Origin of the sequence: Rathayibacter sp. Leaf248 (assembly GCF_920939495.1) — a bacterium.
GTDB lineage: Bacteria > Actinomycetota > Actinomycetes > Actinomycetales > Microbacteriaceae > Rathayibacter > Rathayibacter caricis.
This window is the reverse complement of record NZ_CAKLAV010000002.1, coordinates 851,038-864,965: the sequence shown is the minus strand read 5'-3', so window position 1 is coordinate 864,965 and position 13,928 is coordinate 851,038. Positions and strand designations below refer to the sequence as shown.

Here is a 13,928-nt window from a genome sequence, read left to right as displayed (position 1 = left end):
CTAACGTAGCTTGCACGACTGGGAGTCGAGTCACGATCCCGGGCGTTCACGCGAACGACGGAGGGCTGATCCGAATGGCCGCAGGCGACAGTGCTGACCGACCCGGCGAGGGCTCGGAGGACGAGTTCCGCGAGATGCTGAGCCGGTTCCTCTCGGGCGACGGGCCGATCGATCCCTCCCAGCTGGCCGGTGCCGCCGGGCTGCCCAACGACCCGGTCGCGCTGCAGAACCTGCTCTCGCAGCTGCAGAGCGCGATGCAGCAGAACGGCGACGGGATCAACTGGACGCTCGCGAGCGAGCAGGCCAAGCAGCTCGCCCGCACCGACTCGGTGCCGGTCACCGACTCCGTGCGCGCACCGCTCGACGGAGCCTTCGGCGTCGCCGCCCTCTGGCTCGACGAGGTCGCCCACGTGTCCGAGCTCAGCCGTGCGCCGCGCAGCATCAGCCGCCTCGAGTGGATCTCTCTCACGATGCCGGTGTGGACGCAGCTCGCCGAGCCCGTCGCCCTGAGCATCTCGGACGCTCTGACCCGGGTGATGCGCGAGCAGGCTCCGGAGGAGATGCGCGCGATGATCGCCGGCGCCGAGAACATGATGCGCGGCATCGGCGGCACGCTGTTCGCCCTCCAGCTCGGCCAGGTCGTGGGGCAGCTCGCGGCCGAGGTCGTCTCGGGCGGCGACATCGGCATCCCGCTGCTCGAAGAGGGCGACGCCGCGATCCTGCCGCAGAACGTCGCCGCGTTCGGCGAAGGCCTCGACATCCCGATCGACCAGGTCCAGATCTACCTGGCGGTCCGCGAGCTCGCCCACGCCCGCCTCTTCCGCCACGGCAAGTGGCTCCGCCTGGCCCTGATCTCGCAGATCACCGACTTCGCGCGCGGCATCAGCATCGACACCACCCGCCTCGAGGAGCTCGCCGAGACCTTCGACCCCTCGAACCCCGAGGAGCTGCGCGACGCGATGACCTCCGGCGCGCTGATCCCGCCGAAGACGGAGGAGCAGCTCGCTGCGCACGCCCGCCTCGAGACGGTCCTCGCGCTCATCGAGGGCTGGGTCGACGTGGTGACCGCCGCCGCGACGACGCGCCTGCCCAGTGCCGGAGCGATCGCCGAGACCGTCCGCCGCCGCCGCGCCTCCGGGGGGCCGGCCGAGTCGGCGTTCGCGACCCTCGTGGGCCTGGAGCTCCGGCCGCGGCGTCTGCGCGACGCCGCCGCCATGTGGCAGGCCGTCACCGACGCGGTCGGAGCGGAGGCGCGCGACAGCCTGTGGTCGCACCCCGACCTGCTGCCCGGCTCCGAGGACCTGGACGACCCGAGCCGCCTCGTGGCGCGGCTCAGCGCGGAGGCCCGGGGCGAGACTCCGGAGCCGGACGAGATGGACCTCGCGCTCGAGGAGCTCCTGAACGGCGGGACGCCCGACGCCTCCTCCGAGGACGGCACCGGCCCGACGGGCGACCGTCCCGTCTGATCCGACGACGCGCGAGGGGCCTGTGGAGAACTCCGCGGGCCCCTCCGTCGTTTCGGCCATGCTCTCGGCATGGTCCTCCGGCTCGATCCCCGACTCCCCGTCCTCTGGCGCTCCGCGACCGCGGTGCAGATCGGCCTCGACCGCCCGCACGCGGTCCTCGAGGGCGTCGGCTACGCGGAGGAGCTGCTGCTGCACGCCCTGCGGGTCGGGACGAGCGCCGGCACCGCTCGGCTGATCGCGCGACGGGCGGGCGCCTCCGACGACCGGATCGACGACCTGCTCGAGACGCTGCGCCCGGTGCTCTCCCGCAACGTCTCCCCCGCCCCGCCGCCGGCGCCGCGCGTCGTCGTCGAGGGCGATGGAGCCGCGGCGGACGCCCTGCGCACCCTGCTGCGCGGCGAAGGCTGCGAGCTGGTGGCGGAGGACGAGGTCCCGGACGTGGCGGTGCTCCTCGCCGACTTCGCCGTCGCTCCCGCACGGGCGGCGCACTGGCTGGCGGCGGACGTCCCCCACCTCGCGGTGGTCTTCGGCGACGAGGCCGTCCGGGTCGGTCCGCTGGTCGAGCCGGGCGCGGGGCCCTGCCTGCACTGCGCCGAGCGCGACCGCATCGACTTCGACCCCGAGTGGCCGCGGCTCGTGATCCAGGTGCTCGGCCGCCGCGCCCCGACCAGGACGGGCCTCGCCAGCGCCTCGATCGCCGTGGTGGCGGCCGATGCGGTGCTCCGCCGGGTCCTCGCGGGATCAACGGCGCTGCGCGAGAGCGAGCGCACCTACTCCGACGCCTCGGGCGGCTTCAGCGAGCGGAGGCTGGAGCCGCACCGCGAGTGCGCGTGCCGAGCTCTTCCAGGAACCGCGACGGCTCCCGCCTCGTGACGCGGCCCACGGTCGAGCGCGACCACGACAGGCGCAACCGCCTGCGGGCGCGGGTGATGCCGACGTAGAGGAGTCGCCGCTCCTCGTCGATGCCCTCGAGACCGCTCGCGTACGAGATCGGCAGCAGCCCCTCCGACAGGCCCATCAGGTGGACCGACTCCCACTCCAGGCCCTTCGCGGAGTGGATGGTCGCGAGGGTCACCGCCGCCCGGTCGGGCTCGTGGTGCACCTGCTGGCGGGCGAGGAGGTCGTCGGTGAACTGCCGGAAGCTCCAGCCCGCGGGGGCCTCGTCGACCAGGCGGGCGAGGGTGTCGAGCGACTCCCAGCGATCGCGGACGGCGCCGGGGGCCGACGGCGGCTCGGCGCTCCAGCCGAGCGAGCGGAGGACGTCGCTGACCGACTTGAAGAGGGGCTCGCCGGCGATCGAGACCGAGGCGGCGCGCAGCTGCATGACCGCCTGCTTCACCTCGGGCAGGTCGAAGAAGCGCTTGCCGCCGCGCATGTGCGCGCTGACGCCGCGCTCGGTGAGCGCGTGCTCGAGCACCGCCGACTGCGAGTTCGTGCGGAAGAGGATCGCGATGTCGGAGGGGCGGACGCCCGCCTGGATGTCGGCGGCGACCCGCTCGGCCACGCCGCGCGCCTCCGCGATGTCGTCGGGGTAGGCATCGATGGAGGGCTCGGGCGCCTCGCCCTTCTCGACGGCGTGCAGGACGAGCGCGCCGGGGCGACCGCGCATCAGGCGGTTCGCCGTCTGCACGATCGGAGTCGCGGAGCGGTAGTTCTCCTCGAGCCGCACCACGGTGGCGGAGGGCCAGTGGCCCGGGAAGTCGAGGAGGTAGTCGGCGCGGGCGCCGGCGAAGGAGTAGATGGTCTGACTCGCGTCGCCCACGACGCACAGGTCGCTGCGGTCGCCGAGCCACAGCTCGAGCAGGCGCTGCTGGAGCGGGTTGACGTCCTGGTACTCGTCGACGACGAAGAAGCGGTACTGCTCGCGGACCTGCATGGCCATCGCGGGCTCCGACTCGAGCATGCCCGCAGTGACGAGCAGGACGTCCTCGAAGTCGATCTGGCGGCGCTGGTCCTTCAGCCCCTCGTACTCGTCGACGAGGGCGACGGTCTGCTCGAGCGTCAGCCGACCGGGGAGCGCACGGGTCCGGGCCGCGACGGCGTACTGCTCGAGCGACAGCGCCGAGACCTTCCGCCACTCGATCTCGGCCGAGAGGTCGCGCAGCGTCGCGGTGTCGAGCTTCAGCCGGAGCCGCTCGGCGGCGTGGCCGAGCAGGCGGGCCTTGCCGTCGAGCAGCTGCGGCATCGTTCCGCCGACGAGCTGGGGCCAGAAGTAACCCAGCTGCGACAGCGCCGCGGCGTGGAACGTGCGGGCCTGCACTCCCCCGGCGCCGAGGACGCGCAGGCGCGAGCGCAGCTCCGCTGCGGACCGGCTCGTGAAGGTCAGCGCCATCACCCGGCTCGGCGTGTAGACGCCGGTCGCGACGCCGTGGGCGATGCGGTGCGTGATGGTGCGGGTCTTGCCCGTGCCCGCTCCCGCGAGCACGCAGACCGGGCCGAGCAGCGCCTCCGCCGCCTCGCGCTGCCCCTCGTCGAGTCCGTCGAGCAGGCTCACGCGATGGGCCCGTTCTCGAGCTCGCCCCCGTACCAGTCCTCGATCATGGCGCGGGCGATGGAGGAGCGGCCCGGCAGCAGGACCGACTCGAGCGAGTCGCGCAGCTGGTCGCGGGTGAACCAGCGGAGGTCGACGATCTCCTCGCCGTCGGGGAGCAGCGCGGCCGGCTCCTGGTCGGGCGCGAGGCGGGCGGTGAAGCCGACCATCAACGAGGCGGGGAACGGCCACGGCTGCGAACCGAGGTAGACGGGATCGACGACGCGCATGCCCGACTCCTCGAAGATCTCGCGGACGACGGCGGCCTCGAGGGACTCCCCCGGCTCGACGAAGCCGGCGAGGAGCGAGAAGCGGTCGGCCCCCCACATCGCGTTCGAGCCGAGCAGCAGGCGGTCGTCGGCGTCGAGGACGCAGACGATGATCGCGGGGTCGGTGCGCGGGAAGACCTGGCTGCCGTCTGTGGGCGAGCGGCGCACCCAGCCGCCCTGCTCCACGACCGTCGGGTCGCCGTTGCGCGGAGAGTAGGCGTGGGAGGCGTGCCAGTTGGCGATCGCGAGCGCCTCGGTGAAGAGGCCGGCGTCGCGGCGGCTGAGGCGCTCGGCGATCGGGCGCAGCGCGCTCCAGCGCTCCTCGTCCGGCTCGAGCTCGAGCGCGGCGGCCTCGGTGAGGACCGTGGCGACGACGGGCGTGCCCGCGGGCTCACCCGGGGCGTCGACGGTGGTGCGGCCGAGGTAGACGCGGAGGGTGCCGGCCGTGACCGCGCTCGCGCTCTGCAGGGCGAGGGCGTCGCCGTCGACGAGGGCGCGATCCTTCCGCAGAGCGAGGACCCGGGTGGCGGGATCGGCGAGCAGCTCGTCGTAGAGATCCGGACGGGCGCGGGTGAGGTAGTCGCGATCGACGGCCTGGCGGGCGAGCGGGAGGCGTTCGATGAAGGGCGTGGTCATTCGGAGCTCTTTCCAGGAGGCGGTGCCGCGGGATCGGGAGGCGCGGGAAGGGTCGGGCGGAGCCGCTGGGCCGGAGCCGTCTCCCGAGCACGGCATCGGCGGGAGAGCGCGTGGCGGACGGGCCGGTCGGGGGCGGAGCGACCTAACCTGGAGCCATGGCCAGATCCCATCTCACTCTAGCCGCGCTGGCCACTTCGGCCGTCGAGGGCCTCGACGTCCGGACCGCGCGCGCGTTCACCCACTCGACCCACGGGGACTTCGACTCCGCCCTGCTCTCGACCCGCGAGGGGGCCCGGCTCCTCGTGCGCGTGCCGACCTCGCCCCTGGCCGAGCAGGAGCAGCTCGGCGACCTCGTCGCGCTGCGCGCGCTGACCGCGGGGATCCGCAGCCGCCTGCCGTTCGACCTCCACACGAGCGTCGGGCAGGCGCCCTTCGACGGCACCCGGGCCGTGGTCTACGAGTTCCTCGACGGCGACCGCGTCCTCATCGACGACGTGGCCCCGGCGAGCGGGCTCGCCGACTCGATCGGTCGCGCGATCGGAGCGATCCACTCGCTGCCGGCGTCGTTCGTGCAGGAGGCGGGCCTGCCCGTCTCGACCGCCCGCGACAGCGTGAACGAGACGGTCGCCGTGATCGAGCGCGCCGCCGACACCGGGCACGTCCCCGCGGCGCTCGTCGCGCGCTGGGAGACGGCGTCCTCGGACGAGTCGCTCTGGCAGTTCGACCCGACCGTGGTGAACGGCTCGATGACGTCGGACTCCTTCCTGCGCTCGGGCGAGGTCGTCACCGCGGTGCTGGGCTGGGCGGCGCTGCGCGTCGGCGACCCGGCGCGCGATCTGCACTGGCTGCTGAGCGCCCCCGGAGCCGGCACCGCCTTCGCCGCCTACTCGCGGATGCGCGCGGGAGCGGTCGACCGGACCCTGCGCCAGCGGGCGCAGCTCTACGCCGAGCTCGAGCTGGCGCGCTGGCTGCTGCACGGCACCGAGACCGACGACTCCGCGATCGTCGACGACGCGGTGGCGATGCTCGACACGCTCGTCGACAGCGTGCTCGGCGACCTCTCCGCCCCGCTGTCGTCCGACACGGGCCCGGTGCTCGAGGTCTCGGAGGTCGAGGAGCTGCTGAACCGCACGCCCGGCGCCCGGACCGGCGCCTCGGCTCACGGCCGCGGCCTCGCCCCGAGGGCCGAGGAGAGCGACTCCGAGAGCTCCCGCTCCGAGTAGAACCGCTCGGGTCGCAGCACCAGGTCGTCGGCCACGAAGTAGAAGACGGCGTCGATGCTCTCGAGCGGCACGCCCTTCCACTTCGCGAAGGCCAGCCGGTAGAGCGCGAGCTGGAACTGCTTCAGCTCGAGGTCGGCCGCGTCCTTCGGGGCGCGGCCGGTCTTCCAGTCGACGATCTGGTAGCCGCCTGCGACGGGGTAGACAGCGTCGATCTTGCAGACGACGACGTGCTCGGCGAGCTGCAGGTGGATCTCGATCTCGACGGCCTCCGGGCGGCGGGTCGCCCACTCCGAGTGCTCGAAGGTCTCGACGAGGGCGGCGAGCCGCTCCTGCTCGACGCTCGCCCCGCCGAGGTCGTCGAGCTCGTCGGGGAACGTGTCGACCGCCTCAGCCTCGCCCTGGACGCCGAAGCGGTTCTCGACCCAGGAGTGGAACGTCGTGCCGAGCCGGGTCTGGCGGTACGGGCGCTCGGGCATCGGCCGGCGCAGCTGGGCGGCGACCTCCTCCGGCGCGCTGATGACGTCCTTGAAGCGCGAGGCGGGGATGCGCACGGGCAGCGCGACGCGCTCCCCGCCGGCGAGTCGCACGGCGCGCTCGGCGAGCAGCAGCCGGATGTCGTCGCCGCGCGGGCCCTCGAGCCCCGGCTCGGCGATCCGCACCCGCTCGGCGGCAGCGCGCACGCGCTCCCCGCGCGATCCGAGCGGATCGTGCGGCCAGCGGAAGGTGCGCGGGGCGCGCTCGAGGGGGTTCTCGAGGTGGGAGGGCTCGACGGGGAGCTCGGGGATCGTGCCGGCCTCGGCCAGGTCGCGGAGGAACACACCGGGCCCGCGGGGCTTGGACTGCCCCGCCCACCACGATCCGCTCAGCAGCAGGTGGTGGCGGGCGCGGGTCACGGCGACGTAGGCGAGGCGCCGCTCCTCGGACTCGTTGCGCTCGCGCAGGGTGTCGCCGAACTCGCCGATCGCGTCGACGACGTCCTTCTGCGTCTCGGCGGTGCGCCAGTCGAGATCGGGCAGCTCGGCCGCGTCGCCACGGAAGGCGTAGGGCATGGCGCCCAGCCGCACCCAGCCACGGAAGCCCTCGACCGGCGTACCCGGGAGCTCGCCGTCGACCATCCGCGGCACCGCGACGAGGTCCCACTCGAGGCCCTTCGAGCCGTGGATCGTCAGCAGCTGCACCGTTCCCGGCTCCGGATCCTCCGGTCGGGGCGCCAGGCCGTCGCGCTTGTCGGCGAGGACCAGCCAGCGGAGGAAGCCGCGGAGCGAGGACCCGGTGCCGCCGCCCCGGTCGTCGGTCTGCAGGTAGCCGGCGACGCCCTCGCGGAAGGCCTCGAGGTTCGCGCGGCCGTCGCTGCGCGACTCGTTCGCCTCCACCTCGATGTCGAGGCCGAGCTCCTGCTCGACGAGGGTGACGAAGTCGAGCAGGTCGAGTCCGGCCCGGGCCCGGAGCCGGGCGAAGAGCGTGCCCGCGTCGTGCATCCGGGCGAGACCCTGCTCGCTGAAGGCCGAGAGGGCGGAGTGGTCGAGCCTGCCGTCCTCGCCCGGGCGGCGCGAGGCGATGAAATCGAGCGCCTCGATGATCGAGCCGCCCTCGCCCTCGGTGACGGAGGCGCGCATCCTCTCGCGGACGTCCTCGGGCAGCAGCCGGTGCGCGTGGTCGCGCGACGCGAGCCAGGAGGCGAGGTCGCGCAGGGCGCGGAGATCCCTGACCCCGATCCGCCAGCGCGCGCCGGCGAGGAGGCGGACGAGCTCGCTGCCGGCGGCCGGGTCCTCCACCACGGTGAGGGCCGCGACCAGATCGGCGATCTCGGGTTGGCGGAGCAGCCCCCCGATCCCGAGGATGTGGTACCGCACGCCGTGCTTCGCCAGGGCCGCCGCGAAGCGGTCCATGTGGGCGCGGACGCGGAAGAGGGCGGCGGCCGACGGCGGCTCGGGGTTCTCGGCGAGCCGGCCCGCGAACCAGCGGGCGACGTCGTCGGCCTCGTCCTCGATGGTCTCGGGGAAGGTCAGCTCGACGGGGTGCCCGCTCGCGGCGGGACCGGCCTCGAGCCGGTCGACCGCCACTCCGCTGGTCGCCTCGAGCGGCCGGACGATCGCGTTCGCCGCGGCGAGGACGCGATGGCCGTTGCGCCAGCTCATGCTGAGCGAGAAGCGCGCCGCCGAGCCGAAGTCGACTCCGAACCGGCCGAGACCCTCGGCGCTCGCGCCTCGCCAGCCGTAGATCGACTGGTGGGGGTCGCCGACCGCCATGACGCCCTGCCCGGCGAACAGGCGCGAGAGCAGGCGGGTCTGCAGGACGGAGGTGTCCTGGTACTCGTCCAGCAGCACGACCCGGTAGCGCGCGCGGTGCTCGTCGATGAGCTTCGGCACCCGCTCGGTGATCCGCAGCGCCAGGGCGACCTGGTCCGAGAACTCGACGAAGCCGCGCTCGGCCTTCGCCTCCTGGAAGCGCTCGGCGAGGGAGGTGAGCACGGGCAGCGCGCCGACCGCCTGAACGGCCTTCTCGACCTCGCGGTAGACACCGCTCCCCTTCGAGCCCCGGGGCAGCTCGGCGATCCGCACGAAGTCCTCGGCGAAGCCCGCGACGGCGGCCGGGTCGGCCAGGTTGTCGGCGAGGTCGTGCGCGAGGGCGATGACGAGGTCGGTGAGGCGGTCGATGTTCGCCTCGACGTCGAGGATGCGCGGGTCGGACGTGTCGGCGACCACTCCGCGCGCCAGATGCCAGGCCGAGGCCTCGGACAGCACCGTCGCGTCGCCCTCCCGCCCGATCAGCGCGGCGTTGTCTCGGAAGATCGTGTTGGCGAAGGCGTTGTAGGTGGAGACCGTCGCGGCGTCGAAGGGATCCGGCTCGGTCTGACCCTCCGCGAGCGGGAGGAGCCCCGCCGCGCCGAGCTGGTCGATGCGCCGACCGATCCGCTCGCCGAGCTCGGCGGCCGCCTTGCGGGTGAACGTCAGTCCGAGCACCTCGGAGGGGGCGGCGAGACCGTTGGCGAGGAGCCACAGCACGCGGTTTGCCATGGTCTCGGTCTTGCCGCTCCCCGCTCCGGCGACGACGAGCGCAGGGGCGAGCGGCGCCTCGATCACGGCGCGCTGCTCGGCCGTCGGCGGGCGGAGGTCGAGCTTCTCGGCGATGGTGAGGGCGTCGATCACGCGGACACCTCCGTCCGGTCCTCATCGGAGCCGTCGTCGGGCTCGACCTCGTCGAGCGCGAGGGTGCCGTCCCCCGAGACCTCCGGCACGGCGTGCTGGCGGTAGCGCAGGGCATCCCCCGGCGAGAACGGCACGGCGTCGAGCAGGCCCGAGAAGGCCGGCGCGGCCATGCCGGTCGCCGCGGCCCGCACCCGTTCGCGCAGGCGCTCGAGCTCCTCCTCGCCGAAGCGCGGCTGCACCACCTCCCGGTAGCGCCTGCCTCGCACCCCGCCCGAGACGAAGAGGAGCTTCGCGCCGCCCCGCTCGGCCGAGCCCGCCGCCTCGATGGCCCCGCTCGCGACCGCGAGCTGGTAGCTGCCGAGCTGGGCGTGCTCCGCGACCGCGGCCTGCGGAGGGATGCTGCGGCCGGTCTTGAGGTCGACGATGGTCACGGAGCCGTCGGCCGAGCGCTCGACGCGGTCGATCGAGCCTCGTACGCGGGCCGGCGGCACTCCGATCTCGAACTGCTGCTCGCGGCCGAGGACCTCTCCCCCCGCCTCGCGGAAATCGACGAGGTACTCGGCGAGCCCCTCGACCAGCCGTCGGGTCAGCCGCTTCTGCCGCTCGCCGAGCCAGGGCGACTCGAAGACGAGCTCGGGCCAGCGCGACTCGAGCTGCGCCCACAGGGTCTCGGTGTCGGGCTCGGCCGCGTTCTCGAGCACCCAGTGCACGAGCGTGCCGACGCCCATCGCCGTGCTCGTCGTCGATCCGGACACCGCGTCGACGAACCAGTTGAGCGGCGAGCTCTCGAACGCCTCGAGTCGGCTGGGTGAGACCGACACCGGTCGCTCCGGGTCGTCGAGCTCGAACAGCGGCTCGCTGGTCGAGGGCTCGAGGACCCCGTACCAGGAGACCGGATCGGCGCCGGGAACCTCGGCGAGCGCCAGCGCCCGCAGCCCGCGGATGGCCGCCGGGGCGTCGGGCGAGTTCGGGGTGGTGGCCGTGCGCCGCAGCGCCGCGACCGCTCCCCGCAGGGTGAGGGGCACCGCCGAGGCGGCGTCGAGGTGGGGCACATCGGGCGGCGTCAGCCGGAAGAAGAGGGACGGGGTCTCGTCCTCGCCGGCCACCGCGCTGAGCACGAGCTGGCGGCGCGCGCGGGAGGCGGCGAGCGCGAACATCCGCAGCTCGTCGTCGAGGGTGGCCTTGCGCCCGTCGAGCGGCAGCCCTCCCTCGCCGCGCGCGGCGCGGACCAGCCCGTCGGGATCCAGGAGGGAGCCGCGCTGGCGGAGGTTGGGCCAGACGCCGTCCTGGAGCCGCGCGACGACCACCACGTCGAACTCGAGCCCGACGACGGAGGAGGGCGTGCCGATCAGTACTGCGTCGTCGACGGAGCGCGGCGCGAGGGTGTCCTCCGGCACCTCGGCCTCGAGGATCTCGGTGACGAAGCCGACCGCCGAGGACGCCGCGGCGCGCTCGACGAAGCGGCGGGCCGCGCTGAAGAGGGCGACCACGCCGTCGAGGTTGCGGTTCGCCTCGGCGGCCGTGAGCCCGGTGCCGAGCGCCAGTTCGCGCCAGGACGTCGCGACCCGGCTCGACTCCCAGGCCGACCAGAGCAGCTCCTCGATCGAGCCGTGGTCGTCGTGCAGCCGCCGGACCCGGTCGATCGTCACCGCCAGGCGCTCGGCCTGCCGCGCGGGGCCGGAGTCGATGGTCGCGAAGCGGCCGGGGGCCGAGAGCGCCTCGACGAGCAGGGCGTCGCTCGGGCGGATCCCGTCGCCCGCGAGCTCCTCGGCACGCAGGGCGAGCCGGAGTCGGCGCAGGCCCAGCCGGTCGACGCCGCCGAACGGCCCGAGCAGGAGCTCGGCGGCGAGCGCGGCATCGAGGGGCCGCTCGCCGATGGCGACGCCGACCAGCACGAGCAGCGATCGGGCCGCGTGGTCGTCGCGGAGCGCGCGGCCGGCGAGGACCGAGCGCACCGGCACCTCGGCCACGGCGAGCGCCTTCACGAGCGGCTGCACCGCCGCTCCCGAGCGCACGACCACGGCCATGCGGTGCCACGGCACTCCGTCGCGCAGCCTTCGCTCGTGCAGCAGCCGCGCCAGTGTCGCGGCCTCGCGCGCTGCCGTCGGCGCCTGCAGCACGAGGACCGGCGCGGGGGCGCTCGGAGCGTCGGCGTCGGCGCCGGCCGCGCGCTGGCGGCCGGCCGCCGCCGCTCCGATGCGCTGGGTCGCCCGCGAGACCAGCGCCCGCAGCGAGGCCGGATGCCGGTGGACCCGCTCGAGGACGAGCGTCTCGGCGTCGCGGACACCGATGCTCGCGGAGAAGCGGCCGAGGGTGTCGGAGGAGGCGCCCCGGTAGGCGCTGGTCGCCACGTCGGGGTCGCCGAACGCGATGATCGTCACCCCGCGCGCGGCGAGGGCGCGCAGCAGCACGACGGTCGACTCGCTCGCCTCCTGCAGGTCGTCGACGACCACGAGTCGCAGCGCGGTGATCCGCCCGCCCCCGCCTCCGCCGCGGATGGTCTCGGCCGCGAACGCGGCGAACTCGGCGGCGTCGAGCTTCGTGCCGACGTCCGGCGACATCCAGTCGACGACCTCGCGGAACTCGTCGATCAACTCGGCGGCCGCCGCCCACTCGCCGCGCTCGGCGTCGACCGCGAGCGCCCGGATCGCCGCGGTGTCGAGCCCGTGCTCGGTCGCCCGCATCCCGAACTCGCGCAGCTCCGTGCGGAAGGTGCGGAGCCGGAGCACCTCGGGGCCGAACCCGTCCGGCCAGCGCGGCCCGGTGCCCTCGGCCAGGTGCCCCTCGATCAGCTCCGACAGGAGGACGTCCTGCTCGCCGCCGGTGAGCAGCGTCGGCCGCTCGATGCCGAGCTCCTTGGCGGAGGCGGTGACCGCCTCGAACGCCAGCGACGTCGCGGTGCGCGCCAGGGGCCCGCGCGTCGGCACGTCGAGTCGGAGGGCGAGGACGTCGCGGAGGGAGGTGGCGGCGGTGCGGCTCGCGGCGAGGACGGCGACGGACTCGGGGGCGTAGCCGCGCTCGAGGACCCGCTCGGCCACGAGTTCGACGATCGTCGTCGTCTTGCCCGAACCCGGCGCTCCGAGCACGGCGGCGCTGCGTCCGTCCGGCAGTGCCAGAACGGCTCGCTGCGAGGCGTCGAGCTCGATCCGTGCGCCGGCCTCCGGCCGCTCCTCGACGGAGACGGCAGGGGCGGAGGGGGTTCCAGGAGCGGGCACGCGACCACGCTAGCCAACACCGCCGACACTGCCCGGCGCCCGCGGCGCGGCAGCTCGCGCCCCCGGTCCGCTCAGCGCGAAACCCGCGTCGGGGCCTCGGCACGGTGCCGTATCGTGACAGCCACGTCCCTCCTCCCGAAAGGCAACTGCTGGTGGAAATCCGTATCGGAATCGTCAACACCCCGCGAGAGCTCAACTTCGAGTCCTCGATGTCCGCGACCGAGGTCGAGAAGACGGTCACCACCGCTCTCGAGGCCGGTGCGAAGGTCCTGCGCCTGCGCGACGAGAAGGGCAAGATCTACATCGTCCCCACCGACACCATCGCGTTCGTCGAGCTCGGCTCGGAAGAGTCGCGCCGCGTCGGCTTCGTCGCTTAAGCCCTTCCCGAGCACGACGTGGAGCTCCTCTTCATCGGCATCGGCGGGGTCCTGCTGGGCCTCGCCGCCCGGTACTCGCTGCCGCACCGCCACCTGCACGGCTCGGTGCTCGTGCCCGCGGTCGGCGGAGTCGTCGCCGCGGTGCTCTGGGTCGCGCTGACCTGGGCGGGGCTGCCCTGGGACGGCGGCCTGATCTGGGTCCTCGTCCTGGCGCTCACCGCGGTCGCCGTGATCGTCGTCGACCTCGTGCTGGGCCGATCGCGCGCCCGCCGCGACGACGCCTCGCTCGAGGCGATGCTGGCTGGGCGCGCCACCCCCTAGGCGGACCACGACACGAACGAACGGCGCTGGAGTCCTGGACTCCCGCGCCGTTCGTGGTCCGTGGGGGGGTCAGACCGGCGCCGCGACCTCCGTCGCGAGCAGCGCCTCCGCCACGGCGGCCCGGATCGGCTCGACGATCGGCAGCCGACCGGTGAACTCCGCGACGAGCACCTGCGCCGCCGCACTCAGCGGTCCTCCGCCGATGATCACCGCCTCCGCGCCGGCCGCCTCGGCGCGCAGCACGGCGCCGCGGAGCTCGATGAGCAGGCGCTCGGGGTCCTCGAGCTCCTCCGCCGCCGTCTCCGTCAGGAAGCACCCGACGTAGTCCTCCGACCGCCCCGCCGAGACGACCAAGGAACGGAGCGTCGTCTCGAGCCGGGCCGTCGTCGTCGCGATCGCGAACCGACGGCCGCCGAGCCCCGCCGCGCGCACCGCAGCGGCGCCGATCCCGATCACCGGGAGCCCCGTCGCGCGGGCCGCCCCCTCCGCACCAGGATCGCCGAACGCTGCCACGACGAGGGCGTCGGGTGCGTGCGACAGAACCGAGCGCCGGGCCGCCGCCACGACCTCGCCCGCCGCGGCCGCGAGCGCGACCGGATCGGTGATGATCCGCGGTCCCCTCGCCGCCGTCTCCCCCGCGATCCGGACGTCCAGGCCCCGCACCGCATCCCGGGCGATGCCCACGAGCAGCCGCGTGGTGGTCGCGGAGGTGTTCGGGTTCAGCACGACGAGGGTGCGCACG

10 protein-coding genes are annotated in these 13,928 nt (G+C 74.3%); 5 read left to right on the top strand and 5 right to left on the bottom strand.

Annotated elements, in window-relative coordinates:
• Positions 1–74: 74 nt before the first annotated feature.
• Both LRG51_RS17040 and LRG51_RS17035 read left to right on the top strand, forming a co-directional pair.
• Complete coding sequence (locus LRG51_RS17040; protein ID WP_230673900.1) at positions 75–1,466, top strand: zinc-dependent metalloprotease; 1,392 nt, start codon at positions 75–77, stop codon at positions 1,464–1,466.
• Positions 1,467–1,535: 69 nt separating this feature from the next.
• Positions 1,536–2,339, top strand: coding sequence for a hypothetical protein (locus tag LRG51_RS17035; RefSeq protein WP_230673897.1), 804 nt, complete (start codon positions 1,536–1,538; stop codon positions 2,337–2,339).
• Here the strand turns inward: LRG51_RS17035 and LRG51_RS17030 are convergent.
• Both LRG51_RS17030 and nudC read right to left on the bottom strand, forming a co-directional pair.
• Complete coding sequence (locus LRG51_RS17030; RefSeq protein ID WP_055793653.1) at positions 2,260–3,960, bottom strand: ATP-dependent helicase; 1,701 nt, start codon at positions 3,958–3,960, stop codon at positions 2,260–2,262. The two genes, LRG51_RS17035 and LRG51_RS17030, sit on opposite strands and share 80 nt — an antisense overlap.
• Complete coding sequence (gene nudC / locus LRG51_RS17025; RefSeq protein ID WP_055793655.1) at positions 3,957–4,901, bottom strand: NAD(+) diphosphatase; 945 nt, start codon at positions 4,899–4,901, stop codon at positions 3,957–3,959. Before nudC ends, LRG51_RS17030 begins: the two co-directional genes overlap by 4 nt.
• Before the next feature lie 155 nt (positions 4,902–5,056).
• Between nudC and LRG51_RS17020 the strand changes: the two genes are divergently transcribed.
• Positions 5,057–6,124 (top strand): phosphotransferase, encoded by a 1,068-nt coding sequence (locus LRG51_RS17020; protein WP_055793657.1) that lies wholly within the window; start codon positions 5,057–5,059, stop codon positions 6,122–6,124.
• Here LRG51_RS17020 and LRG51_RS17015 read toward each other — a convergent pair.
• Positions 6,061–9,273: an ATP-dependent DNA helicase gene (locus LRG51_RS17015; protein WP_230673894.1), complete on the bottom strand. Its 3,213-nt coding sequence runs from the start codon at positions 9,271–9,273 to the stop codon at positions 6,061–6,063. The two genes, LRG51_RS17020 and LRG51_RS17015, sit on opposite strands and share 64 nt — an antisense overlap.
• On the bottom strand, positions 9,270–12,488 hold the full coding sequence (locus LRG51_RS17010) for an ATP-dependent DNA helicase (protein ID WP_230673892.1): 3,219 nt from the start codon (positions 12,486–12,488) through the stop codon (positions 9,270–9,272). The genes LRG51_RS17015 and LRG51_RS17010 overlap by 4 nt, the downstream gene beginning before the upstream one ends.
• A gap of 152 nt (positions 12,489–12,640) precedes the next feature.
• Between LRG51_RS17010 and LRG51_RS17005 the strand changes: the two genes are divergently transcribed.
• The gene (locus LRG51_RS17005) at positions 12,641–12,865 is read left to right on the top strand and encodes a DUF3107 domain-containing protein (RefSeq protein ID WP_055793661.1); all 225 of its coding nucleotides are present in this window, start codon (positions 12,641–12,643) and stop codon (positions 12,863–12,865) included.
• 18 nt (positions 12,866–12,883) lie between these two features.
• On the top strand, positions 12,884–13,186 hold the full coding sequence (locus LRG51_RS17000) for a hypothetical protein (protein WP_055793663.1): 303 nt from the start codon (positions 12,884–12,886) through the stop codon (positions 13,184–13,186).
• Positions 13,187–13,255: 69 nt separating this feature from the next.
• Here the strand turns inward: LRG51_RS17000 and LRG51_RS16995 are convergent, their stop codons facing one another.
• A complete protein-coding gene (locus tag LRG51_RS16995; RefSeq protein ID WP_055793665.1) occupies positions 13,256–13,927 on the bottom strand; it encodes an aspartate/glutamate racemase family protein in 672 nt (223 codons plus the stop codon).
• Position 13,928 lies beyond the last annotated feature (1 nt).